General features: G+C 29.7%; 26 protein-coding genes. 6 read left to right on the plus strand and 20 right to left on the minus strand.

What is annotated here, in order from left to right:
• Nucleotides 1-3: 3 nt before the first annotated feature.
• From infB to nadA, 9 genes are read right to left on the minus strand one after another with little or no spacing between them, the layout of a single operon-like run.
• Nucleotides 4-2,649, minus strand: a complete 2,646-nt coding sequence (infB, locus tag CRV01_RS12720; RefSeq protein ID WP_129008655.1) for a translation initiation factor IF-2 — start codon at nucleotides 2,647-2,649, stop codon at nucleotides 4-6.
• Nucleotides 2,639-2,917 carry a DUF448 domain-containing protein gene (locus CRV01_RS12725; RefSeq protein WP_129008657.1) on the minus strand — a complete coding sequence of 93 codons (279 nt, stop codon included), beginning with the start codon at nucleotides 2,915-2,917 and terminating at the stop codon, nucleotides 2,639-2,641. Before CRV01_RS12725 ends, infB begins: the two co-directional genes overlap by 11 nt.
• Before the next feature lie 34 nt (nucleotides 2,918-2,951).
• A complete protein-coding gene (gene thrB, locus CRV01_RS12730) occupies nucleotides 2,952-3,833 on the minus strand; it encodes a homoserine kinase (protein ID WP_129008659.1) in 882 nt (293 codons plus the stop codon).
• 11 nt (nucleotides 3,834-3,844) lie between these two features.
• Nucleotides 3,845-4,297 (minus strand): hypothetical protein, encoded by a 453-nt coding sequence (locus CRV01_RS12735; protein WP_129008661.1) that lies wholly within the window; start codon nucleotides 4,295-4,297, stop codon nucleotides 3,845-3,847.
• A complete protein-coding gene (lpxC, locus tag CRV01_RS12740; protein WP_129008663.1) occupies nucleotides 4,294-5,199 on the minus strand; it encodes a UDP-3-O-acyl-N-acetylglucosamine deacetylase in 906 nt (301 codons plus the stop codon). Before lpxC ends, CRV01_RS12735 begins: the two co-directional genes overlap by 4 nt.
• Complete coding sequence (locus tag CRV01_RS12745) at nucleotides 5,196-6,569, minus strand: M23 family metallopeptidase (RefSeq protein ID WP_129008665.1); 1,374 nt, start codon at nucleotides 6,567-6,569, stop codon at nucleotides 5,196-5,198. Before CRV01_RS12745 ends, lpxC begins: the two co-directional genes overlap by 4 nt.
• Nucleotides 6,550-7,539, minus strand: coding sequence for a bifunctional oligoribonuclease/PAP phosphatase NrnA (locus tag CRV01_RS12750; RefSeq protein WP_129008667.1), 990 nt, complete (start codon nucleotides 7,537-7,539; stop codon nucleotides 6,550-6,552). The genes CRV01_RS12745 and CRV01_RS12750 overlap by 20 nt, the downstream gene beginning before the upstream one ends.
• Before the next feature lie 39 nt (nucleotides 7,540-7,578).
• Nucleotides 7,579-8,400: a carboxylating nicotinate-nucleotide diphosphorylase gene (nadC, locus tag CRV01_RS12755; RefSeq protein WP_129008670.1), complete on the minus strand. Its 822-nt coding sequence runs from the start codon at nucleotides 8,398-8,400 to the stop codon at nucleotides 7,579-7,581.
• On the minus strand, nucleotides 8,397-9,386 hold the full coding sequence (nadA, locus tag CRV01_RS12760) for a quinolinate synthase NadA (RefSeq protein WP_129008739.1): 990 nt from the start codon (nucleotides 9,384-9,386) through the stop codon (nucleotides 8,397-8,399). Before nadA ends, nadC begins: the two co-directional genes overlap by 4 nt.
• 156 nt (nucleotides 9,387-9,542) lie before the next feature.
• On the opposite strand from nadA, the gene plsY reads away from it, so the two are divergent.
• From plsY to CRV01_RS12790, 6 genes are all read left to right on the plus strand, one after another.
• The gene (gene plsY / locus CRV01_RS12765) at nucleotides 9,543-10,166 is read left to right on the plus strand and encodes a glycerol-3-phosphate 1-O-acyltransferase PlsY (RefSeq protein WP_129008672.1); all 624 of its coding nucleotides are present in this window, start codon (nucleotides 9,543-9,545) and stop codon (nucleotides 10,164-10,166) included.
• 56 nt (nucleotides 10,167-10,222) lie between these two features.
• Complete coding sequence (locus CRV01_RS12770) at nucleotides 10,223-10,537, plus strand: dihydroneopterin aldolase (protein ID WP_129008675.1); 315 nt, start codon at nucleotides 10,223-10,225, stop codon at nucleotides 10,535-10,537.
• Nucleotides 10,538-10,769: 232 nt separating this feature from the next.
• Entirely contained in the window at nucleotides 10,770-11,981 is a 1,212-nt protein-coding gene (locus CRV01_RS12775) for a porin (RefSeq protein ID WP_129008677.1), read from the plus strand.
• A 123-nt stretch (nucleotides 11,982-12,104) separates the two neighbouring features.
• Nucleotides 12,105-12,752 (plus strand): cytochrome c, encoded by a 648-nt coding sequence (locus CRV01_RS12780; protein WP_129008679.1) that lies wholly within the window; start codon nucleotides 12,105-12,107, stop codon nucleotides 12,750-12,752.
• Nucleotides 12,753-12,756: 4 nt separating this feature from the next.
• On the plus strand, nucleotides 12,757-13,851 hold the full coding sequence (gene prfB / locus CRV01_RS12785; protein WP_129008681.1) for a peptide chain release factor 2: 1,095 nt from the start codon (nucleotides 12,757-12,759) through the stop codon (nucleotides 13,849-13,851).
• Between the two features lie 96 nt (nucleotides 13,852-13,947).
• Nucleotides 13,948-15,180, plus strand: coding sequence for a porin (locus CRV01_RS12790; RefSeq protein ID WP_129008683.1), 1,233 nt, complete (start codon nucleotides 13,948-13,950; stop codon nucleotides 15,178-15,180).
• Nucleotides 15,181-15,317: 137 nt separating this feature from the next.
• On the opposite strand, the gene CRV01_RS12795 is transcribed toward CRV01_RS12790, so the two are convergent.
• From CRV01_RS12795 to truB, 11 genes are all read right to left on the minus strand, one after another.
• Complete coding sequence (locus CRV01_RS12795; protein WP_129008686.1) at nucleotides 15,318-17,669, minus strand: PD-(D/E)XK nuclease family protein; 2,352 nt, start codon at nucleotides 17,667-17,669, stop codon at nucleotides 15,318-15,320.
• A complete protein-coding gene (locus tag CRV01_RS12800; RefSeq protein ID WP_129008688.1) occupies nucleotides 17,653-18,222 on the minus strand; it encodes a FixH family protein in 570 nt (189 codons plus the stop codon). Before CRV01_RS12800 ends, CRV01_RS12795 begins: the two co-directional genes overlap by 17 nt.
• Nucleotides 18,223-18,234: 12 nt before the next feature.
• Nucleotides 18,235-18,861 carry a hypothetical protein gene (locus tag CRV01_RS12805; RefSeq protein WP_129008690.1) on the minus strand — a complete coding sequence of 209 codons (627 nt, stop codon included), beginning with the start codon at nucleotides 18,859-18,861 and terminating at the stop codon, nucleotides 18,235-18,237.
• 103 nt (nucleotides 18,862-18,964) lie between these two features.
• Nucleotides 18,965-19,210, minus strand: coding sequence for a DUF4006 family protein (locus CRV01_RS12810; protein ID WP_129008692.1), 246 nt, complete (start codon nucleotides 19,208-19,210; stop codon nucleotides 18,965-18,967).
• Nucleotide 19,211: 1 nt separating this feature from the next.
• The gene (locus CRV01_RS12815) at nucleotides 19,212-20,105 is read right to left on the minus strand and encodes a c-type cytochrome (protein WP_129008694.1); all 894 of its coding nucleotides are present in this window, start codon (nucleotides 20,103-20,105) and stop codon (nucleotides 19,212-19,214) included.
• A gap of 1 nt (nucleotide 20,106) precedes the next feature.
• Nucleotides 20,107-20,331, minus strand: coding sequence for a CcoQ/FixQ family Cbb3-type cytochrome c oxidase assembly chaperone (locus CRV01_RS12820; protein ID WP_129008696.1), 225 nt, complete (start codon nucleotides 20,329-20,331; stop codon nucleotides 20,107-20,109).
• Nucleotides 20,332-20,340: 9 nt separating this feature from the next.
• A complete protein-coding gene (gene ccoO, locus CRV01_RS12825; RefSeq protein WP_129008698.1) occupies nucleotides 20,341-21,024 on the minus strand; it encodes a cytochrome-c oxidase, cbb3-type subunit II in 684 nt (227 codons plus the stop codon).
• Between the two features lie 16 nt (nucleotides 21,025-21,040).
• Nucleotides 21,041-22,507, minus strand: coding sequence for a cytochrome-c oxidase, cbb3-type subunit I (gene ccoN / locus CRV01_RS12830; protein ID WP_129008700.1), 1,467 nt, complete (start codon nucleotides 22,505-22,507; stop codon nucleotides 21,041-21,043).
• 167 nt (nucleotides 22,508-22,674) lie between these two features.
• A complete protein-coding gene (gene smpB / locus CRV01_RS12835) occupies nucleotides 22,675-23,145 on the minus strand; it encodes an SsrA-binding protein SmpB (protein WP_129008702.1) in 471 nt (156 codons plus the stop codon).
• Nucleotides 23,132-23,908 (minus strand): 4-(cytidine 5'-diphospho)-2-C-methyl-D-erythritol kinase, encoded by a 777-nt coding sequence (locus CRV01_RS12840; protein WP_129008704.1) that lies wholly within the window; start codon nucleotides 23,906-23,908, stop codon nucleotides 23,132-23,134. The genes smpB and CRV01_RS12840 overlap by 14 nt, the downstream gene beginning before the upstream one ends.
• The coding region (gene truB, locus CRV01_RS12845) for a tRNA pseudouridine(55) synthase TruB (RefSeq protein ID WP_129008741.1) at nucleotides 23,905-24,560 on the minus strand (656 nt) is incomplete at its 5' end. The genes truB and CRV01_RS12840, both read right to left, overlap by 4 nt.

The following is a 24,560-nucleotide window of genomic DNA, read 5'->3' on the forward strand; positions in this document are numbered from 1 at the left end:
TTTTTACAGTTCAATTTCTCTTTTTTCTTCAATTTGAATAAATGTTTCAATGAAGTCTCCAACTTTGATATCGTTGAATTTGTCAAACATGATACCACACTCGTATCCATTTGATACTTCTTTAACATCATCTTTAAATCTTTTAAGAGATGAAATTTTACCAGTGTAAGTTACAACACCGTCTCTAATAATTCTTGCATGTCCACCTCTGATAACTTTACCATCAGTTACAAAACATCCTGCAACTGTTCCAACTTTTGGAACAACAAATGTATCTCTAACTTCTGCTTGTCCAGTATTTTCTTCTCTAATAACTGCACTCATCATACCAGAAAGTGTATCTTTAATATCATCAATTAAGTCATAAATGATAGAGTAAGTATTAATAGTAATACCATCAGCTTTTGCTTTATTTTTAACAGAACCAGTTGGTCTTACATTAAATCCTAAAATAATACATCCATCTGATGCACCAGCAAGAATTAAATCAGACTCAGTAATTCCACCAACACCAGCGTGAACTACTTTTACTTTTACTTCTTCATTTTGGATTTTTTCTAATGAACCTTTAATTGCTTCTAAAGAACCACCAACATCCGTTTTAATAATTACTGGAAGTTGTTTGATCTTACCTTCTGCAATTAATCCACTCATCTCTTCTAATGATACTTTTGTTGATTTACTTAGCTCTTTAGCTCTTGCATGTTCTGCTCTTGTTGTAGCAATTTCTCTTGCTTCTTTATCAGACTCTTGTGCTACTAAAATTGCACCAGCTGCTGGAACATCATTTAAACCTAAAACCGAACCAGTTTCAGAAAGTCCTAGTGATTTTACTTGTTTTCCCATATCATTTGTAATTGCTTTAACTCTACCAAATGTAGTATCACAAACAATATTGTCACCAACTTTTAGTTCACCATTTTGAACAATAACAGTTGCAACAGGTCCTCTACCTTTTTCTAAAGATGATTCTACCACAGTTGCTTTTGCTTTTGCAGTTGGGTCAGCTTTTAGTTCTAGAATTTCAGATTGTAAAAGAATGTTTTCTAGTAAATCATCAATTCCTTCTCCTGTTTTTGCAGACACACCAATAAATTCAATATCTCCACCCCAATCAACAGGAGTCATTTCTCTCTCTGCCATTTGAGCTTTAACCATATCCATATTTGCTGCTTCTTTATCAATCTTGTTAACTGCTACAATAATAGGACATCCAGATGCTTTTGCATGAGAAATTACTTCTTCAGTTTGTTGTTTAACACCATCATCAGCTGCAACAACAATAATTACAATATCAGTTACTTCAGCACCTCTTGCTCTCATAGCAGAGAACGCGGCGTGACCTGGAGTATCTACAAAAGTGATTTTTTGATCATTTTGTTCAATTGTATAAGCTGAAATATGTTGAGTGATTCCACCAGCTTCTCCTGAAGCGATTTTAGAAGATCTAATTTTATCTAATAATGAAGTTTTACCATGGTCAACGTGTCCCATAATAGTAACAACAGGAGGTCTAGTTTCAAAGTTAGATTCATCAATCTCTTCTTCTTGATAATCTTCAACATAGTTTGCATCTTCTAAAGCATCTTTAACAGTTACTTCAATACCAAACTCTTCCCCAAGAATTTCTAACTCATCTTGTTTTAAGAAGTCATTTTTAGTAACCATCATTCCAAGACCAAATAATACTGTGATTACTTCTGATGCTGATTTTCCACAAGCTTCAGCAAACTCATAAACCCTTACATCTTCTGGAATTGTTACTTCAGTAATTTCTACTTCTTCTTCAGTTCTTTTAATTCTTTTCTTTCTTTTCTTTCTTTTTAAACCTTGTGGTCTATTACCAAATGCAGCAGGTCTAGAAGATCTACTTTGTTTTTTATCATTATTATTGTTTGGTTTATTCTCTTCTAAGAATTTAGAATGTTCAGATAAGTCCATATCTAATAAAACAACTTCTTCCCCAAGTAATGATTCATCACTTGCATTAGAGAAATCAGATTGAGAATTTCTTTCTAATTCAATAACTTTACCATGGTCATGTGCTTTTGGAGGTTGTTTCTTTTTCTCTTTCTTTTTAGCTGCTTTTTGAGCTGCAGTCTCTTTTTTGTCTTCTTGCTTTTCATTTCCACCTAAAATTTCACTAAGCGATTTCATTGCTTTTTTAGGTTGACCATCAATATCTGAAGAAGAAGTTTGAATTGACGTAGTTGTCTCTTCTTTTGGTTTCTTCTTTTTAATGATTTTTAAGCCTCTTCTTTTTGGAACAACTCTTTTTGGAGCCACACTTTTAACGCTTTCTTCTTTTGGCTCTTCTTTTTTTGTCTCTTCTTCTTTTTCTACTTTTTTCTCTGCAACCTCAGTCTCTTTTGGTGCCTCTTCTTCTTTTTTTTCTTCTTCTTTATTAGACTCAGTCTCTTTTTTAACTGGTTCTTTTTTCTTCACTACTTTTTTAGCTGCTGGTTTTTTTGCAAGTTTTGAACTCTTACCAGTCATAATGTAGTTTGCTATCTCTTCTGCATCTTCAAAAGAAACTGCTGTTTGAGGTGATTTAAGTTCTATCCCTAAATCTTTAGCTTTAGCAATTACTTCTGTGCTACTAGCTCCTGCTTCTTCAGCAATTTCATATACTCTTACGTTATCTGACATGCGTTAAAATCTCCTTAAGTTGTCCTATGTAGTTATCTTTATTTTTACACTCTCTAAAAAGTGCCTTTTCAAGTTTTTTTAAATTTTTAGAATTAATGTCTTCATCTTCTAAAAATGAAATACACTCTTTACAGATATAAAAACTTCTTCCCATATTGTCAAAGGCTTGAATCTTCTTATCTTTACATTTAAATCTTAGTAACAAGCTTTGTTCAAATTTACCTCTACAAACAATACATGTTCTAATGGGTTTTTTCAAAATAGTCAATATAATACCTAATTTTTACTTAAACTTATTATTTTTAATCTTCTACTCTAACACCATCATTATCAAAATTCCTTGATAGAACTTTAAAATGAGGGAACCTTTTTTTAAGTTCAGACTCAATTCTTTGACAATCTTCTCTTAAACACATAGAAAAAAGTGTTGAACCAGATCCTGATAGAGTGCTCATTAAAGCACCATGTTTAAGTGAAGTTTTTTGTACATCAAACAGTTCGGGCATCTGTTTCATTCTATATTTTTGATGTACTTTATCTAATGATGCAGTTCTTAACATATCCCAATTTTCAGTCATAAAGGCTGCCGTTAATAAAGAAGAATGAGAAATATTAAAAGTTGCATCTTCTTTAGAGTACTTAAATGGTAAAGCTTTTCTTGCTAATTGTGTTGAAATTGGTCTATTTGGAATTACTACAATAGCTTTTAAAGATTTTGGTAAAGTTTTTCTTATAAATTTAACTTCATTATCTTGAACAGTAGCTACATTAAATCCACCCATTACTGCTGGAGTAATATTATCTGGATGATTTTCATAAGCTAATGCTAGATTTAAAAGCTTTTGTTTATCAAGCTTAATACCTTCTATTGCATATGCACTTGCAATTGCTGAAACAATTACTGCTGATGAACTTCCTAATCCTCTTGATAAAGGTACTTCATTTGTAAACTCAAATCTAAAATGTCTTTTTTTTCTAGATAGATTATGATAAAAATCATTAAAAATAGCAATAAACATATTGTTATCTTTTAATACTGGGTTATTTGAACCCTCACCTCTTAATGACACACTGTGAAATTTTGAAGGTCTAATTGTTACTTGATTGTGTAACGATATTGCTAATCCTAGAGTATCAAACCCTGGTCCTAAGTTAGCACTTGTTGCTGGAACGCTAATTCTCAATCTATTTCCTTTTATACCGCAGGTAAATTATATATTGGCAAAGTCTCTTCACTAAAAATAATATTTTCTAGTTGCTTTGGCAATTTAAAGTCTGCAATTTTAGTATCTTTATCTAAAAAATCTACTTTAATACCTTCATTTGAATTTATAAAGTATTTTTTACCCAATGCTTTTATGGGGCTGTTTTCATTAAATTCAAAGCCACTACAAGCTCTAAATTCTATATTTTTTGTAATTGCTAATGTTTTTAAAAATACATATGCCACCTTAATAGCCATATAAGAGCCAGGCGTATTAACATAACTTATTCTATTTATTTCATACTCTTTAATTATTTTTTCAAAAGTTACAGGCAAAACATCAGAAGTCATACCTTCTATTTCTAACTCTTTTATTAACTTTTTATCTTCATAAACACCTAATAAAAGAGGATTTGAGATACTAATAACTAAAACTTCTGTCAAGCTTGAACCTTAGAGTATGCCATTTCAAATACTTGTGCTTCTTCATTTGCTTCTTCTAAATCTAGTATTTCATAGTTTTCTTCGCTTTCATATACTTTTTTCGTAAGTAAATGATTTAAATAATGACTACCTGCATGAGCACCATACTCACCAACTAAAGTATAACCAAGTAAAGCCATATCACCTATTGCATCTAAGATTTTATGTCTAACAAATTCATCACTATATCTTAAACCTTCTGGATTAAGAACTTTTGACTGGTCAAGAACAATAGCATTTTCTAAACTTCCACCTTGTGCTAAACCTTGGCTTCTTAAATATTGAACTTCATGTAAAAAGCCAAAAGTTCTAGCTCTACTGATATTCTCTTTATACTCTTCAATTGAATAATCAAACCTGAACTCTTGTTCTCCAATAACTGGATGGTCAAAGTCAATTGAAAAATCATAAATAATATGATTTGAAGGTTTTAAAGCAACTTTTTTCCCATCTTCTGTTGTAATCTCAACATCTCTTTTTATTTTAATTGCTTTTTTTGAAGCTGATAACTCTTTTATTCCTGCTTCTTCAATAAGCATGCAATAACCAGACGAACTACCATCAAGAACTGGAACCTCATCATTATCAATAATAACTCTTAAATTATCAATTCCATAGGCATAAACAGCAGATAATAAATGTTCAATAGTTGAAATAACAACTCCATCTTTTCCTATAACCGTTGCCATTTTTGTATCAACAACATTCTCTATTTTTAGAGGGATTGTAACACCTTCATCTTCTCTATAAAAAACTATTCCCATATCAGAATCTAAAGGTTCTAGCTTCATTTTTACAGGGACTCCTTTATGAAGCCCTATTCCAACTATTTCTACACTATTTGCTATTGTACGTTGTTTCATTTTTTACTACTTTTAATTGCATAATCTGCTTCTTGAAGAATATTTGAAATTCTTGTTTTTATCCAATTTCTATCCATCCACTCTAAAGGATTTACTTCAATTCCTTGAACTAATACTCCAAAATGTAAGTGATCTCCAAATACAGCTCCACTACTTCCCGTTGTTGCAATCTTATCTCCTGCTCTTACATCTTCACTATTTTGCACAAAAGATTTACTTGTATGAGCATATAAAGATTGTACTCCAAACCCATGATCGATGATTAAAGTATTTCCATAAATTCCCAAATAATCATTAAAAATAACTCTACCATCATTTGATATTTTAATTGTAGCATGTTTTATACTTGCCCAATCCATTCCTAAATGCCAAGCTTCATCAATTTTGTTGCCTTCATAATAATAATGTCTTCTTTCTGCAAAACCTGCAAAAGTTTTAGAACCACTAAGTCTTCTAAATGGTTTTAGGTCAAAATCACCTACCATCTCTTTTGACATATTTTCTAAACTAGCTTTTCTAATAGTTGATACATTATCAACTCTTAAATCTCTATTTTGTTTTATAAAAATATCAGCATCTGCTGTTGGAACTTCAAAATCACTTCTTTGTAATACAGGAATTGATTTTCTTTCTATAAAGTTTTTACTAATTTTTATTTTGTCATTTTTAATTTTTAAATCTTTTATATAAAGAGGAACTTTTGAAATTGTTGTATTATTTGCTTTATCCACTGCAACTAAATTTACCCTTGAAAAATCTTCTTCCCAAACAGGCCAAGCAATAATTGCAACATAAAAATTCTCTTTTTTATATGGAATTAATTCAAACCTATATTCATTATTAAAAGTTATATACTTATCACTTAAGTTTTCATCTCTTACTTCAACAACAACAGCGGCACTACCACCTTTTCTAATATTGTATGAGTTTGTAATAACATTTGCAATAGGTCTTTTTCTATCAACATCAAAGATAAACTCTTTTGAAACAGTATTACCTTGAAATAAGTTCCAACTACTTCTATCAGTAGCTTCTACAATAATCTTTACACTTTTAGCATTTGGGTTTAATCTAATATCACCTAAATTAAAAGTCACATTTGTTTGTTTTGAAGATATTTTTTGACTATTAATTACAACTGGTCCATTATTTCCAACATAATAAGCACTATACTCTTTGATTCCACTTTCATCGGATAAAGAAATTGTTATCTTATCTTTACCATTCCAAAACAGACTACTCTCTGAAATAATCTTTGGAGCTTGTTTCTCAAACTGTGGAGATAAAAATACAAATACAGCACCTGCTGCAACAACTGCTAAAACTAAAAAGATAACTATTTTTCCAAAACTATTTTTTTGTCGTCTCAAAAACTTCCTTTAAAACTTTTTTTCTGGCTTTTTCTATATCAGTTGTATCTAAAGTACAACCTGCTGCATTAAAATGGCCGCCACCTCCAAATTTTCCTGCAACTTTTGATACATCAATTTTTCCCTTTGATCTTAAAGAGATTCTTGATACACCATTTACTTCCCTTACAAAAAATGCAACTTTTACAATATGCATACTCATAATCATATCAAGAGCATCTTCACAATCTCTATTATGAGCTCCCGTTTCTTTAAACCACTTTGTTTTTGCATAAATTGAAGCAACTTCACCTTCTTTATAAAGCTCTAGACTTTCTAAAACTTTTGGAATAATTCTATATTTTGCTAAAGAATCACGTCTAAGAAGTTTATTTGCTATTTCAGAAGGGCTTGCTCCAAACTCAACAAGATGATTAACTTTATCAAAAGTTAGTTCATCACATCTTCCTAAAGAAAATGCCAAAGAATCATCATAAATACCTACATAAAGTGCTGTTGCACTAGCTTTTGTAATATAAAGACCATTATGTTTGAAAAAATCATAAACAATCTCTGCAGTTGAACTTTTCATTGGATCAACAATATTTATTTTTCCAAAATTATTATTTGACTGATGATGGTCAAAATTAATAATTGGGATATCTTTTGGAACATCAAAACCAAGTCTTGCATAAGTTCCACAATCACAAGAAATAACCAAATCATAAAATTTTGGGAGCTGGTCTGTGATTTTTTCAAACCTTGGAATAAAATCTAAATTTTGAGGAAGATCAGAACTAACATTATATACTTTATGTTTAATTCTATTTTCCTGCAAAAAATTTGACAATGCTAAAGCTGAACCAATTGAATCTGGATCTGGATTTACGTGAGTAACTATTAATATATATCTACTCTTTTCAATAAGCGCTAATGCTTTTGCATAATCTGTCATATTGATTTTATTATTAAGGATAAAGTCTTTTTTCATGTTTGTTACTATACTCTTAAACTGTTAACCAATAGTAAATTAGTCAAATTTCATTGAAAAATCAAGCCAAGTTGCTTGGTGAATAATACTTCCTGAACTTAAAGCATCAACTCCTGTTAAAGCATAATCCCTAACAGTTTCCAGATTAATATTTCCACTAGCTTCTAATAAAACATGAGGATGTTCTTCATTTCTAAATTTAACTACTTCTTTTATCTGTGCTGGCTCCATATTATCACACATAATAATATCAGCTCCTGCTTCCATTGCATTTTTAACTTGTTCAAAAGTTTCACACTCAATCTCAATTTTTGTTACCCAAGAGATTCTTTTTCTTGCTTTTTTAATAAACTCACTTAAATCTGTAATAGTTCTCATATGAGTATCTTTAATCATTAAACAATCATCAAGCCCAAGTCTGTGGTTAATAGCTCCACCTATTCTACTTGCATATTTTTCAAAATCTCTAAGCTGTGGTCTTGTTTTTCTAGTATCAAGTAAAGCAACATCTAAATCTTCAATCTTACTAGCAAATTTATTTGCCATAGTTGCAATTCCAGATGCATGTTGAAGCATATTTAAAAAAGTTCGCTCACTTGATAAAAGAATTGAAGCTTTACCTTCAAGTTTTGCTATTACATCACCTTTTTTTAAAACATCACCATCATGTTTTAAAAATTTACAATCAAACTTTTCAGTTTTTGCTAAGGCTTTTGCATAAAGTTCACCTGCTAAAATTCCATCATCTTTTGCAATAGCCTTTGCAGTAAATTTACCTTTAGGAGCTACATCAAAGAATAAGTCCCCTCTTCCATTATCTTCTATAATGGCATTTTTAACAAACTTCTTAATATTTATCATACTTCAAGCATCCTCTGTAGAGCAACTCTTGCCCATTTAATTGTTTCATCATTTACTTTTATTAATGTCTCTTCACTAATATTATTATCTTTAATTGATTTTAATGTTTTATAAACATCTTCTAATGTTGTTTCATTCATTGTTGGACATTCTGGTTTTGTAGAGCTTAAGATATAAGTATTTTTTTCTCTTAGTCTATTAACCATATTAAACTCAGTTCCCACAACCACTTTTTGCTCAAGAGGTAAATCTTTGATATATTGAATCAGTTGAGAAGTAGAACCTACAAAATCAGCTGCATCACAAACACTTGGATCACACTCTGGATGAACTGCAACTAAAATATCTGGATATTTTTCTCTATAGAACTCTACATCATCAACAGTAAATAACTGATGTACAGAACAAAAACCATTATAACAAATAATATCTGCTTGCTTTAAATCACTTCCATCACCAACAACTGCTGATTTTAGATTCATCTGTTTTGCAAAATTTTGACCAAGACATCTATCTGGTACAAAGAAAATCTTTTTTCCAGACTCTAAACCTTTTTCAATAATTTTATAAGCATTTGAAGAAGTACAAACCATACCTCCCATTTCACCAACTTTTGCTTTTACGGCTGCACTTGAATTGATGTAAGTAATTGGTAGAATATCTTCATTTGGTATTCCCGCTTCATTGATTTGTTTTAGGTTTTTTTCATAATAACCTTCATCAATCATTCTTGCCATTGCACAACAGGCAATCTTTGGCATTAATACTGTTTTTGAAGGACTAAGAACTTTTACACTCTCTCCCATAAAACCTACACCACAAAATACTACATATTTTGAATCTGTTTGTTTTGCTTTTCTTGCTAATTCTAAAGAGTCCCCTGTAATATCAGCTAATTCAAAAACTTCATCTCTTTGATAAAAGTGCGCTACTAAAGTTACATCTAACTCTTCTTTTAGTTTTAAGATTTCTTCTTTTAAATCCATTTTTAAGTTCAACTTTTGCCTTTTATTTTATCTATAATGTATCTGTAAATAATTTAATGGGAATATATCAAAATTTTTGTTATAACTTATTAAAGCAAAAATGATTAAACAAACTTTAGGTATAATTCAGCTTCAAATTTAATTTCAAGGTTTTTAATGGATTTTCTATTTAATTTTAATATTCTATTTTATATTGTTGCATATTTAGCTGGTTCTATTCCTTTTGGACTTTTACTTGCAAAAGTTTTTGCAGGTGTAAATATCAAAGAACATGGAAGTCGTTCAATTGGTGCAACAAATGTATTAAGAGTAGTAAAAGAAACAAATCCTTCTTTAGCAAAGAAGCTAAGTGTAACAACTGTTATTTTAGATGCATTAAAAGGAACTATTATTCTTTTAATTGCAATGATGCTTGATGCAAGTGCTTCTACACTTTGGGCTATTGCTGTATTAGCTATCTTAGGTCATTGTTATTCTATCTTTTTAGGATTAGAAGGAGGCAAAGGCGTAGCAACAGGGCTTGGAGTATTTTTAATCCTTATTCCTATTCCAACACTTATTGGTGCTATTGTTTGGATTTTTTGTGCAAAGGTACTTAAAGTATCATCTTTATCATCATTACTAGGTCTTACAGCAGTTGTTATTGCAGCACTATTTTTAAATAATGGGCTAAATGTTGGAAGTAATGCACCCATGTATTTAATTGCAGTTATCATTTATTATAAACATATCCCAAATATTGTAAGATTAATCAAGGGAGAAGAAAAAAGAGTAGTTTAATCTACTTTTTTCTTCATTATTCTTAAATTTACTTAAGGTTACAAAAAGGTTACATCATGAAAATATCAATAGAAAAACTGACATTCGAATGCATAATTGGCATACTAGATTTCGAAAGAACTAATGAACAAAAAGTTGTTATTGATATCTCTTTTGAATATGATTTTTTAAATGAAGAAAACTTTATTGATTACTCTAAAATTTCTTCAGAAGTAGAAGAATTCATGAAAAAAGAAAAATTTGAACTTCTTGAAAATGCGGTAATTAACGTTGATAAATATCTAAATAAAAATTATCCTATAAAGAACTTAAAAATTAAAATCTCTAAACCAGATATCTTAAAAAATTGCATAGTTTCTATTGAACATTAAAATATAATTTTACAAGATGTATAATAATTATTTTTTATAAAAAAATATAATTTTTATATGTATTTGAAAATAAGCTTAAATTTACCACCAATAGGTCAGTAAAAGACCAATTTAAGAAAACTTTTATTTTTAGTGCAGTAAAATTTGTCCAACGGTGATCCGGAAAGGTCTACTAGTAGATTGTTCGCGCGTCCGGCTAACTGATTACAAATTTGTAAACTTAGGAGACAAAATGAAAAAATTCGCAAAAATGAGTTTAGTAGCTGCATTAGCTGTAGCTGGAACTGCTGCATCTGCACAACCTTTAGCAGAAGCTATTAAAAATGTTGACGTATCTGGTACTGTTGTATATAGATACAATGATTATAACAATGATGATACTTCAGCTACTGCTTCAAACAACGGTTCAAGAACAAGCAATAACTATAAAATCGGTTTAACTGCAAAAGCAAAAGTAAATGATGATGTTACTGCAGTAACTAGATTTATTATTGGTGGAGCAGATAATGGTTTTGCTTCATTAAACACTCAAAATGGTGGAGATGGAAATGTTGATGTGGAATTATCAAATGTTTACTTCTCATATACTGGAATTGCTAATACTACAGTTAACGTAGGTAAGCAAGGTTTAACTACTCCATGGACTGTAGCTGTTGACGCTGATGGAAATGAGCAAACTGGTACTGGTATCTTAGCATTAACAAATTTAGGACCTGTAACTGTAGCTGCTGCATACTTTAACCAAACTAACTTAGGTACTTCAAATCTAGAAGTAGATGATGCTACACCAGTTGGTGCAGAAACTCAAGCTGAAGCTAATGCTAGAGTTAATAATGCAACTGGAGCAACTGATGTTGCAACTGTAGGATTAATGGGTAATATTGGTCCTGTAGCATTAGACGGTTGGTATTTAGATATGGATGATGTATTTGATACATTTACAGTTGGAGCAAAAGCTAACTTTGATATGGATGCTGCTAAATTAGGTATCGAAGCAAGATATACTTCTTTAGATTTAGATAATTCTAGTGTTGACAATGAGTTATGGAAAGTTATCTTAACTGCAAAAGCAGGTATCTTTGATGCTAAATTAGGTTTTGCTGGTACTGATTCAGAAGGTGGTTTAGTAGCACTTGATAACGACGCAAAAACTGCATACCAAACTTGGAATATGAATCCAAACGGTAAAAAAGATGCAGACTTTGTAAACGCTTCTATTGGTGTTCAAGCATTACCATCATTACATATCTCTGCTAACTTCTCTGATATGGATTATGAAACAACAACTGATGTAGATGAAACAGAAGTATATGCACAATTTGTTTACCAAATGTCTAAAAACTTCTCTACATATGTAAGATATGGTACATTTGAAAAAGAAATTGATGGAAACGATGACATCGATGATGTAAGAGGAAGATTACAAGTACAATACTCTTTCTAATAAGAAAGTTTAATATACTTTTTCCTAAAGCTAGAGAGGTTTCTCTCTAGCTTTTTTTTTATCTTAAAATTATTATTTATCTTATCTTTGCTATAATATCCTCAATTTAATAAAAGGATATAAATGAAACTTCTATCTAGCATTGCATTAACTTCTATTTTAACTGCAACTATTGCAACTGCACAAACAACAATGTGTTTTAAAGAAAACCATAAATCAATGGCTACTATTGAAACTACTGCGTTAAATGGCGGAGAATGTAAAAACCAAAAATCAGTTCAAGACATGAAAAAAGAGGGTTGGTCTGTTGCAGATATAAATATAGATAAAACAAAAAATGGGACAAACTATATTTATGTATTTAAAAAAGAGGAAGCTAACTTATCTTCAATAAATGAAAAAGCTTTAGAAGAAAAAATTTTAAATAGGCTTGAAGAAAGAAAAAAACAAGAAATTGCGATAAAGAAAAAAGAAGCTTATATTAGAAAAAGTAAATCTGGAGAAAAACTTTATAATACTAAATGTGTTTCATGTCATGGTAAAAATGGTGAGTTAAAAGCAAAAGGTATATCTAGACCAATTAATAGTTTAAATCTTCAAGATTTCATGCTTTCAATTCAAAGCTATAACAATGGTACATATGATAGAGGTATGGCATTTGTAATGAGACCATATGCAACACTTATGAGTGACAAAGATGTAAAAAATGTATATGTATATTTAAGAAACTTAAAAGAAAAGAAAGAAAAATCAACTGGAGAAAATAAGTAATTATATGGATAATTATGAATACTCTGAATTACTAAAACTTCTTAATACCAAGTTAGAAAATATAAAAAATATTTTAAAGCCAAAAGAGCTAGAAAATAGAATTAAAGAGATTGAAGAATTAGAAGCAGACCAAAACTTTTGGTCTGATGTAGAACAAGCTACAAAAATAGGCATTGAAAAAAATAGAATACTTAGTAGTTTAAGTAAGTTTAATAAAGCAAATGATGCTCTAAGTGGTAGTAAGGAACTTTTTGAATTAGCAAATGAAGAGAATGATGAAGATACTTTTGAACTTCTATTTGAAGAAGCAGAAGAGTTAAAAGAGTTAGTAAAATCAACTGAAATTGCTGTAATGTTAAGTTCTCCTGATGATTCTTCAAATGCAATTGTTTCTATACATCCTGGTGCTGGTGGTACTGAGTCACAAGATTGGGCTAGTATGCTTTATAGAATGTACTTAAGATGGGCAGAAAGACAAAACTTCAAAATCGAACTTCTTGACTATCAAGATGGAGAAGAAGCTGGAATAAAAGATGTCTCTTTTATAGTCAAAGGTGAAAATGCCTATGGCTATTTAAAAGCTGAAAATGGAATACATAGACTTGTTAGAATATCTCCTTTTGATTCAAATGCCAAAAGACATACTTCTTTTGCTTCTGTTATGGTGAGTCCAGAGATTGATGATAATATTGATATTGAAATTGAAGATAAAGATATAAGAATTGATACATATAGAGCAAGTGGTGCTGGTGGACAACACGTAAATAAAACAGAAAGTGCTATAAGAATAACCCATATTGAATCAGGTATTGTAGTGCAATGTCAAAATGATAGATCTCAACATAAAAATAAAGCAAGTGCTATGAAAATGCTTAAATCAAGACTTTATGAACTAGAACTAGAAAAACAACAAGCAGAAAAAAGTGGAATAGAAAAAAGTGAAATAGGCTGGGGTCATCAGATTAGATCTTATGTTTTACAACCCTATCAACAAGTAAAAGATACAAGAAGTAATATTGGATACTCAAATGTTGATGCAATACTTGATGGAGATATCACAAAAATCATAGAAGATGTTTTAATATCTCAAAAAAGTTAACAAATTGTTAACTGTATATTTTTTTTACACTTTTTTAATAATTTTTTAATAATTTTCTTGTATAATTAAATTCAATTTTAAATAAAAAGGGACAAAATGAAAAAATTCGCAAAAATGAGTTTAGTAGCTGCATTGGCAGTTGCAGGAACTGCTGCATCTGCACAACCTTTAGCAGAAGCTATTAAAAATGTAGATGTATCTGGTACAGTAGCATACAGATATAATGACTATGAAGATCAAGCTGGTGATGCAAAGAACAGTGCAACTAATAATTATAAAATTGGTGTAAACTTATCTTCTAAAGTTAATGATGATGTTACTGCAAACACTAGATTTATTATGGGTTCTGCTACAAGTAATGTAGGTCTTGGAACTTCAACTACTGGTGATGCAAATGTTGATGCTGAACTTTCAGAAGTAAACTTCACTTATACTGGTGTTGAAAACTTATCTGTTACTGTTGGTAAACAAGCTATTGCTACTCCATGGACTATTGATAGAGATGCTATGGGTAATGAAGCAACTGGTACTGGTGCTGTTGCAGTATATAATGTTGGTCCTGCAACTCTAGTTGGTGCTTACTTTAACCAAACTAACTTAGGTGATGTTGTAAGTGGTGAAGGTCACTTAGATAATATTGCTGATACTGATGCAAGTGGAAGCAATGATAATGAAATTGCTGCAGTTGCTTCTGCATTAGGTGCTGCTGATATTTATGTACTTGGTGGAATGGCAACATTCTCAGGTGTTACTCTTGATGCATTCTATGCTGACTTAGCAGATGAGTTTGATTCATATACTATTGGTTTATCTGCTAACTACGAAGTAGGTGGTGTTAAATTATCTCCATTTGCAAGATACTCTGAATTAGAAGCTGATAGAAATGGTTTAGTTGCATCTGTAATTGGTACTGATGATCAAGAATTATGGCAAATTGGATTAGGTGCTAAAATGGGTATCTTCTCTGCATTCGCTGCATATGGTGAAGCTGGAAAAGATGGTGGTATGGTTTACTTAGATTCAGGGGCTAAAACTAATATGGATTACCACTGGAGAGTAACTGCTGATGGTTCTGCTGATACTGAATACTTATATGTACATGCAACTGCAGATGTAACTGATAAAATTAATGTAGGTTTATTCTACTCTGAAGCTGACTACAAAGATTCTGCAGCTGGTGAAGATACTGATGAAATCTATGCACAAGTTAAATATCAAATGTCTAAAAACTTAGCTACTTATGTAAGATTTGGTGAGTTAGATGTTGATAATGCTGGTGACCAAGAAGATGGTTCTATGGGAAGACTTCACGTACAATACTCTTTCTAATCATTTAGAAAATTATAGTACAAATAAAAAAGGCTTTGGTTTAAACCAAAGCCTTTTTTTATGTCAAATTTGTAAACTTAAGAGACTTATATTTTATCAGTAAATCACAAATAATATATTACTAAACTGTATAAAAACTATTCTTTATCACAAATTGTCTTATAAATGCAGTATTGGCAAGTTTGATTATTATCACATTTTTCAAAATTTACACTTGTTGTTTTAAACTCTGAAAATATATTTTTAAGTAACTCTAATTTTTCATTTAATACTACTTCTTCTAGCAGTTTCATATTATATAAATCATAATAAAAAGTATTTATATTATTAGACTTATATAAACTTTCTACACCTAAAAAATAAAATTCTAGTTGAAAATCAACTGCTTTTTCATAAGTTCTTTTTGTACTAACTTTTAAATTTGATGATGTTTTATAATCTAATACAAAATAATCATCATTTAAAATATCAATTCTATCAATTTTACCTTGAAGTTTAATTCCTTCATATTCACAAAAAAATGGTTTTTCTAATGCTAAAATTTTAAAACCTTTTTCAAATCTTTTTTCTTCTAGTTGTACAAAATCTTTTAATTTTTTCTTCCAAATTTCTAAATCAAGATTTAAAAATGGATTTTCACTTCTATTTTTATTAAAAATATCAAGTAATATCTCATAACTTCTCATATCTTGATTGTAGTACTCTTCTAAAGTATTATGAATGATATTACCTAATTCATATCCTTTTGGCTTTAAAGAGATATTATGTTCTTTTATTTTAAGTATATGATTTAAGTAATACTTTCTTTTGCACTCTAAGAACTCTTTTAAAGAACTTGCACTCCATACTAATTTTGAAAGGTCTATATCTAAAACTATTTTTTCATTAAAATGTTTTAATCTGTTTTGAGAGTATAAAATATGTTTATACTCATTATCATATAACTTTTCATCTATTTTTATATCAAATAGCTTATTTGCAAATCTAGATATCTGATTAGAATCATTTTTAACATATGAAATTGCTAAATTTCTAGAATTTGAAATCAATCTTTTGTAATAATACTTTTGTAAATCTTCTCTGTCACTTGAAGTGGGAAGATTAACTTTTTGTTTTAAAGCTGTAGATAAAAACTTATCTTTTAAACTTCTTTTAGGAATTAAAGACTCATTAAAATCACAAATAATTACTGCTTCAAAGTTAATAAGCCTACTTTCAAGTAATCCCATGACAGTGATTTTACCAGAGTTAACATCATCTAAAGTAATAGATGATACTTTTTGAAAGAAAATCTTCATTGCATCTTTTAAAAGTATTGGTTCCTCTTGAGAAAAAACTAATTTTTCGTATCTAAAGCACAGTTCATCAAACTTTTCAAGTAATTCATTATCATCTTCAAGGCTTTTTAAATATTCGCATATTTTATTAAATTTCTCTTTTGTTATATAAGATTTAGAAGCATCTGAAAAAATCTCTTTATAGAAATTTTCATCAATATTTAAATACTCAATATTTTTAAAAACTTTTATTTCATCATCAAATAAAGATGTATTAATTGCATCAAGTGCTTTATAAAGTTTTGAAGTTTTAATATCAATACCCATAGCGTAGTTGAAATAGCCTTCATTATCAAAAAGTCTTAACAAGCTAGCAAAACCTTCATCAGGTAAAACAAGTGCTATTTTAGATGGATTTAGACCTTTATTGATAAAATTTACAATAGAAGCTTTTACAAATGCAATTTGATTTATTCTTGAAGAGAAACCTTTTATCTCTATACTATCAAGATACTCTTCTAAAATAGCCTCAAAAACTGTAGTTTTTGAGCTTAAATTTATAATATATTTTCTCCCCTCTTCTAATTCAAACCCATAATCTACAAACTTTTTTATAGACTTTTTATTATATTCATTATAAATAAACTCAATCTCTAGCTCTATAAGTTTTGAAATCTCTTTTACGATTTCGAACTCAAATTGCGTAAAATATCCTTCAAAGTATAATTTAATATTTTTATATCTACTTATAAAATCTTTATTTAATTTAAAGTGCAAATGCATATTTATTCTATCAACTGCATTATTTTTTTCTAAAATATTTAAATAGTTTTTGTATATTTGAATTAGAATTTCTAAATGTTCTTCATAATAAGAGTATGTATCAGCTGTAATTATCGATTCTATACTTACATTTTCACTTGAAATCTCTAAAAAAAACCTATAAATATAATCACTTTGTTTTAAAAAAGCATTGAAGCTAGATGATATTCCCAAAGCATTTAAATTTACATCCTTTACAGCTTCATTAAGATATAAAAATCTTTGTTCTTCATCTATTATCTTTTTATTTTCAAAAAAAAGTGATTTTTTAAAGAATTCATCTATTGTAATAATTGAAGGAAGAAGAGTATTAGATAGATTATCTTTATCTAAATACTCTCTTATTGATCTAGAAGTAGGAAATATTAATAGTTTATTGCTCTGTAGCATCAGACTTTATATATAAATATCCAATATCATCTGAAGCTTTGAAATTTCCAGTAACATTCCAATTACCTTTTAATGGTAATTCAAAATATTTAATATATTTTCCATCTTCAAATTTAAAATCTTCTGTTTTAAAATCCATTGTAAACTTATGATTAGTAGGTCTTGATACTCTAAAATTAATACCTAAGTTATCAACAATATTACCTGCTTTATCTCTTACTATTATTGCTACTTTATTTTTGCCTTTTACAAAACTTTTTTTATGAGCTGAAGTCTTTTCAATAACCCTTTGCCCTTTAAACATATCATCAATTACTAATCCAAACTCTTTTTTATCATTAAATACAATCTCGAAATCATATTTTGACAAGAAAGATTTATTTGATGTAACTACATCATTATAATGTTCATCTAAATATTGATATTTTTTTAAAAAAGTTTCATCCTCATGTACTGGAGTATTTACTGCTGAGTAAATAGTCCAAACAATCATAGAAAATGTAAATGAAAAAATTCCAACAAAAAATAATGGCCAATAATTTCTTTTTTTCATAAATTTCTTATCCTATTTTTTTCTTCTAAGAACTGCATAAACATAAAGTAAAAGTCCAATTACAATTAATGAATACATAAAGACTTTCCAAACTGTTCCTGCTACTTTACCTGAACTTCCTATACTACTTTCAAGTTTGATATTTTTTGATTCTGCAATAGTATCTGCAATAGCTGCATATCCATTTAAGATAGCTGCACTAGCTTTTGCAAAAGTAGAGTTTTTATCCTTTGATGCTAGTAATGGTACAACATAGCTATTCAAAATATCATTTTTATCAACAGTCTCTTTCAAACTTGAAGATACAATTAAATTTACATGAGTATCTTCAATTGCCATTGTAAGTAAAACATAAGGCTTGTGTAATGCTTGTGTAATTTCAGCCTCATACTCTTTTATATATTTAATTTTATCTTTTGTTGATATATTTGGGTCAAGTCCTAAAGTACTTTTTGCATATACATATATATTTACACCTAATTTCGAAGATGTTTCATTACCAATTTCATCTATTTTTCCAATAGCTCTTTGATCAATTAATCCATCAGAACTTAAAACAAATTTGCTTGCATATAAATTTGAAGATAAGAAAAGTAGTAGTGATAACACTACTACTTTAATAAAGTTTAAATTTTTCATTAACCTACAAAAACTCTAGATGAGTCAAAGAAAGATAAGTATGCAGATAACGCAGCCGAAGCTAATAGTAATATTCCTATAATTTTATCCATTTTATCTCTCCTTACTGAGGTTTACCAACAAGATTATAATGTTTATTATTATCAGCACTATTTGCTTCTAATCCATCTAAATCTTGATTGATTTTATAAAAGTTTGTAGATTCATTTTGTTGAACTACAATCGCTCCGTATGTTAATACTCCTAAAATTGTTAGAAGTAAAACTGTAGCAATTAACATTCCCGTGATACCATGAAGAAGAGAAAAAAGCCCTCTTTCATTTTCGTTCATTTGTGAATTTCCTGCCATCTTACTCTCCTAAACTTCTAATATAAGCAGCTACTGCTTTTTCTTGAGTAGGATTTAGTCTACCTTTAAATGAAGGCATCATACCAATTGTACCTTTTTTACCATTTTCTAAAACAGTAGATACGATTGCATTATCATACTCAACAATGTTTGGACCAACGTAAGGCATACCTTTACCATCTGCTCCATGACAAGAAGCACATACTGAATATGCTGCTGGTTGTTCACCTTTGAAGCCACCTGCTACATAAGAAGCTACTGCATCAATATCAGCTTGATCAGTTAACATCATTGGTGGCATCCCTGCTGGATATGCCTCAGTGAAGTTATTTGCACCATTTTTAATTACATACTCAACTTGATTTTTAGCAATTCTATTTGTTAAGTTATGAGCCTTACCATTGATACCTTCAGCATCAACACCATGACAAGGTGCACACTGTACTAGGTATGTAGATTCACCCATTGCAACTAAAGTTTCATTTGATGGGTTTTCCCACTTTGAAGAAAATCTAGAGTTATACTCATTTACTTCTTCATTATATTGTCCAATTTGTGAAAATCCGTTTGTTGGGTAACCGATTGTCCAGTACCAAAACAACCAAACTAAAGTACCAATAAATGCTAATCCCCAACCTGTTGGGATAGGATTTTTATATTCACCAATACCATCCCAGTTATCTTCTGCTAATTCACCGCTAGCAGTATCATTTTTCATTTGGTTAACATACTTAAGTGCAACAAATACTGTAATAGTAATAATTGCAACTGCAGCTAACATTGTAAGGTCATTAATATAATCCTCACCAAAGCTAAAAGCATCACCAGCAACATAATATGTTCCTGAGATTAAAGCAATGATAAGAATAATACCACCTATTACCATAGATTTCATATTATTTCTCCTTCTCTTTATTCTTTTCTTCTTTATTTATATTTTCGAGAGGATCTGACTCTATTGTGTCATCATGAACTAAATTTGAATATTTTTCAAAATCTCTTTCACCTTTCTTTTGTCTTCTATAAATAGAAAAAGCATACGAATAAAACACAATAAACACCACTAAGATTAGGAAAAATTTCGCGTAACCTTGGATAGTAAGAAGAGTCTCTTGATCCATTTTAACCTCTTATTTTAAAGAATTTAAATATGCAATTAATGCAACAATTTCAGGAACTTGACCGTTTGCAACGGCATCTTTTACAGCTTGGTTTTTCATGTCAGCAGCGATTGCTTTAGCATCTTCTTTAGCTTTTGCAATTGCACTTTCATAATCACCTAACTCTACGTCAACTTTTCCATCACCATCTAGATCTTGATCATATGGTGTATTAAATATAGTTTTAACAGTATATGCTTCTGCGTATGCAGTATCTAAATCAGCTATATTTGTAAACTGATGTGGATATGCTGGCATAACAGTTCCAGGTACAACTGACGATGGATTCATCATATGTGATTCATGCCAATCAGTAGTTCTATAATTACCAACTCTCATTAAATCTGGTCCAGTTCTTTTTGATCCCCATAAGAATGGTCTATCATAAGCATACTCTCCAGATAAAGAGTACATACCATATCTATCAGTTTCTGATTTAAATGGTCTAATTAATTGTGAGTGACAAGCATTACATGAGTCTTTAATATATACATGTCTACCTGCTAACTCTAATACACTGTATGGTTTTGTACCAACAGTTGGTCTACTTTGTTTTGCAAAATCAGGAATAACTTCAATAATCCCTGCAAATGCAATAAATATAAATACTAATACCGCAAAGAAAAACGGTCTTTGTTCAAACCAATGAAACATTATTACACCCTCCTTCTTAAGCCGCTACTGGTGTAGCATTTACTGGTTCTTTATCAAGTACTCTACCTGATGTTGCAGTTTTATACATGTTATATGCAAACATAAAGAATCCGATTAGATACAATAATCCACCAACAGCTCTAATTGTGTAGTATGGTTGTAAAACAGTTACAGTATCAATGAATGAGTATACTAATGAACCATATTCATCATATGCTCTCCACATCATACCTTGTGTAATACCTGCAATCCACATTGAAGTAAAGTATAATACAATACCAGTTGTTTGTAACCAGAATTGCGTATCCATTAACGACTTAGAGTAAATCTCTCTTCCATACATTCTTGGTGCCATATGGTATAGTGCTGCCATAACCATAAATACAACCCATCCTAATACACCATCGTGTACGTGTCCTGGAATCCAATCAGTAAAGTGTGCAATCGCATTTACAGATTTAATAGACTGAATTGGTCCTTCGATTGTAGATAACATATAGAATGTTGATGCTAAAATCATGAACTTAATCAGAGTATTTGTTTGTAATTGTTGCCATTCACCTTTCATTGTTAAAAGCATATTAATTGCTGATCCCCATGATGGTAAAATTAATACTACTGACATTACAGATCCCATTGTTTGCATCCAATCTGGAACAGTTGCATAAATTAAGTGGTGTCCACCTGCCCATAAATATACAAACATTAATCCCCAGAATGCTAGGATTGATAATTTATATGAATAAACATTTTGTCCAGATTCTTTTGGTAAGAAATAATAAATCATTGCAATAATTGGAACTGTAAATACAAATCCAACTGCATTATGTCCATACCACCATTGTACTAAAGCATCATTTGAACCAGAGTACATTGACACTGAGTGAATCCATGAACCATATCCAGATACAAAATAAGTTGGAACTTCCATATTATTAAATAGGTATAACATTGCAACAGCTAAGAAACCAGCTATGAAATACCAAATTGAGATATATAAAGTTCTTTCTCTTCTAATTCCGATTAAACCGAAAATAGAGATACCGTATAATACCCACCAAACAACAACTAAGATATCTAAAGGCCATTCTAACTCAGCATACTCTTTTGAAGTTGTAATACCCATAAATAATGTTACAACAGCTAAAAGAATAGTGATGAAGTAAAGTACAAAGTGTAACTTTGCTACTCCCATTAAAAATGGAGACTCTTTTAAAGATACTTTTAAAACTCTTTGCCCAATGTAATACCATGTTGCAAAGATACCACTAAGAGTAAAACCAAAAGCAACACCGTTTGTGTGTAAAGGTCTTAATCTACTGAAAGTACCATATTCACCTGCTAGGTTATTTAAACCTGGGAACGCAAGTTGAAACGCTAGTACAACACCAATAGTCATACCAATGATACCAAACAGAATTGTTGCAAATGTAAAGGCTTTTGCAATTGAGTAATCATACTCGATTTGTGCACCGTTTTGCATCAATCTCCTCCTACTAATTTTTTATACAAGTCACTTTTTTGTCACTTATCTTCAAATATTAGCTAAAGGGCTATAAAATTAAGCTTAAGATTTTAGTTTTTTTTTTAAGTTTTCTTTAATTTTGCAAAACTTTTATTTGCATAATGATATTGATTATTGAAGCAGCATTAAAAGTTGTTTTTTAATGCTTGTTGTGCTTCTCTTTTTAGAGTCTTTTGTTTTAGATCTTCTCTTTTATCATGTAGCTTTTTACCACGGGCAACTGCTACTTGAATTTTAACCATATTTTTGTGATTAAAATATAGTTTTGTTGGAATTAAAGTGAATCCATCTTTAGTAACTTTTTCATAGAGTTTATTAATCTCTTTTCTATGTAATAATAGTTTTCTACTTCTTCTTTCATCTGGTCTAAAGGTCGTGTGTGCAGTACTTAGATGAGTAATATGTATATTTAAGGCATATACTTCATTTTTAATAATTCGTACATGAGAATCTTTTAAATTTACTCTACCTTCTCTTATTGCTTTAACTTCACTTCCTTGTAACTCAATTCCGGCTTCTAAAGTATCTAATATTTCATAATCATGATATGCTTTTTTATTTTTAAATGTTAAATTCTTTTCTTTATTTTTTGACATTATTTACCTTAAAAAAAGAGCTTCCACTTCCGCTAAAAAACCAATCTTTTTTTTCAAATTTTTCTAACTCTTTTTTAATTGATTTTGCAGGCTTATATAAATCATTTGCTGCGCTTATGCTATACTCTTTTATGATTTCTACTGATTTTTGACTAAAAAGCTTAAGTATTTCTTCATCTGTTGATTCTTTATAAAACTTTTCTCTAAATGCCTTAAAAATAAGTCCTGTATCACATTTTATATTTGGTGTGATTATTTCTATATTTAATACTTCTTCGTCAAATTTTTCAATTTTTTCACCAATTCCTGATACATTTGCACTATCATACTCATACACAAAAAAAGGAACATCCGCTCCAATTTTAACTGCTAAATTACATAATTCATCTTTTGTAAGCCCTAAATTACACTCTTCATTTACCATAAGTATAAATGTAGCAGCATTAGAACTTCCTCCACCAAGACCTGCAAATTCAGGAATATTTTTTTCAACTTTTACTTTTTTATTTTTAAAATACTCTTCAACTTTTGGTGATACTTCTTTTAAAAGCAAATAAGCTTTATAAATAGTATTCTTTTTTAATTCACACCCAAAGTTTCCTTCAAGAGTAAACTCTTTGCAAGCTTCATCTTCAAAAGATACTAAGTCATATAATGAGTGTACCCGTACAAATCTAGAGGCTAATTCATGATAGTTATCTCTTTTGCCTACTATTTTTAAAAAGATATTAACTTTTGCATATGACTTTTTTGTAACAATCAAAGTTTCACCTTATTTAGAAGATATTTTACTTCATTATCAATAATTTGGATTATACTAAAAAACTCTTCAAACTTAACTATATATGTATTCTCTTCTTTTTTTTCTAAAAATTCTAAAGATATCTTTTTACCATCTTCAAAAAAGCTTTTATCTCCAGTATAAATGTTCTCTTCTAAATCCATAAAATCAAGGGGATTTAAATCTTTTTCATTATCATAAAAGAACATTCCTTCATTTAGTCTATTTAAATATGAAAGCGTTCCTTTTGCATCTAATCTTTCAAGTAATATTTGAGCTAAACTTCTAATATATGAACCTTCACTAACTGTTGCTTCAAAAGTTATAAAAGGATGATTATAAGAGATAAACTTTGTATCAGAAATTTCCATTGAAGACTTTTTCATTTTTACATCTTTGCCTTCCCTTGCTATTTCATAAGCTCTTTTTCCATCTATTTTTTTTGCCGAAAATTTAGGGGGATAATATTCATGTATTCCAACTAGATTCTTAATCTCTTTTTTTATATGATTTACATCTAATCTTTTTTCATCATTTATACTGATAACATTTTCTATATCTAAGGACTCAGATGTAGTTCCTAGCCAAATAACAGCTCTGTAAGTTTTAGGAGTTTTTTTAATATAGTTAAAAA

The sequence above is a fragment of the Arcobacter sp. CECT 8983 genome, from assembly GCF_004118855.1.
In the GTDB taxonomy this organism is placed as follows: Bacteria; Campylobacterota; Campylobacteria; order Campylobacterales; family Arcobacteraceae; genus Halarcobacter.

Coding starts and splice junctions, on each gene's coding strand:
- infB (WP_129008655.1), bottom strand. CDS start 2,649: ATGTCAGATAACGTAAGAGTATATGAAATTGCTGAAGAAGCAGGAGCT.
- CRV01_RS12770 (WP_129008675.1), top strand. CDS start 10,223: ATGAAAATATCAATAGAAAAACTGACATTCGAATGCATAATTGGCATA.
- CRV01_RS12810 (WP_129008692.1), bottom strand. CDS start 19,210: ATGGCAGGAAATTCACAAATGAACGAAAATGAAAGAGGGCTTTTTTCT.
- ccoO (WP_129008698.1), bottom strand. CDS start 21,024: ATGTTTCATTGGTTTGAACAAAGACCGTTTTTCTTTGCGGTATTAGTA.
- CRV01_RS12815 (WP_129008694.1), bottom strand. CDS start 20,105: ATGAAATCTATGGTAATAGGTGGTATTATTCTTATCATTGCTTTAATC.
- plsY (WP_129008672.1), top strand. CDS start 9,543: ATGGATTTTCTATTTAATTTTAATATTCTATTTTATATTGTTGCATAT.
- CRV01_RS12775 (WP_129008677.1), top strand. CDS start 10,770: ATGAAAAAATTCGCAAAAATGAGTTTAGTAGCTGCATTAGCTGTAGCT.
- CRV01_RS12800 (WP_129008688.1), bottom strand. CDS start 18,222: ATGAAAAAAAGAAATTATTGGCCATTATTTTTTGTTGGAATTTTTTCA.
- prfB (WP_129008681.1), top strand. CDS start 12,757: ATGGATAATTATGAATACTCTGAATTACTAAAACTTCTTAATACCAAG.
- nadA (WP_129008739.1), bottom strand. CDS start 9,386: ATGGATTTAAAAGAAGAAATCTTAAAACTAAAAGAAGAGTTAGATGTA.
- CRV01_RS12790 (WP_129008683.1), top strand. CDS start 13,948: ATGAAAAAATTCGCAAAAATGAGTTTAGTAGCTGCATTGGCAGTTGCA.
- CRV01_RS12805 (WP_129008690.1), bottom strand. CDS start 18,861: ATGAAAAATTTAAACTTTATTAAAGTAGTAGTGTTATCACTACTACTT.
- ccoN (WP_129008700.1), bottom strand. CDS start 22,507: ATGCAAAACGGTGCACAAATCGAGTATGATTACTCAATTGCAAAAGCC.
- CRV01_RS12780 (WP_129008679.1), top strand. CDS start 12,105: ATGAAACTTCTATCTAGCATTGCATTAACTTCTATTTTAACTGCAACT.
- smpB (WP_129008702.1), bottom strand. CDS start 23,145: ATGTCAAAAAATAAAGAAAAGAATTTAACATTTAAAAATAAAAAAGCA.
- lpxC (WP_129008663.1), bottom strand. CDS start 5,199: ATGAAACAACGTACAATAGCAAATAGTGTAGAAATAGTTGGAATAGGG.
- CRV01_RS12820 (WP_129008696.1), bottom strand. CDS start 20,331: ATGGATCAAGAGACTCTTCTTACTATCCAAGGTTACGCGAAATTTTTC.
- CRV01_RS12750 (WP_129008667.1), bottom strand. CDS start 7,539: ATGAAAAAAGACTTTATCCTTAATAATAAAATCAATATGACAGATTAT.
- nadC (WP_129008670.1), bottom strand. CDS start 8,400: ATGATAAATATTAAGAAGTTTGTTAAAAATGCCATTATAGAAGATAAT.
- CRV01_RS12795 (WP_129008686.1), bottom strand. CDS start 17,669: ATGCTACAGAGCAATAAACTATTAATATTTCCTACTTCTAGATCAATA.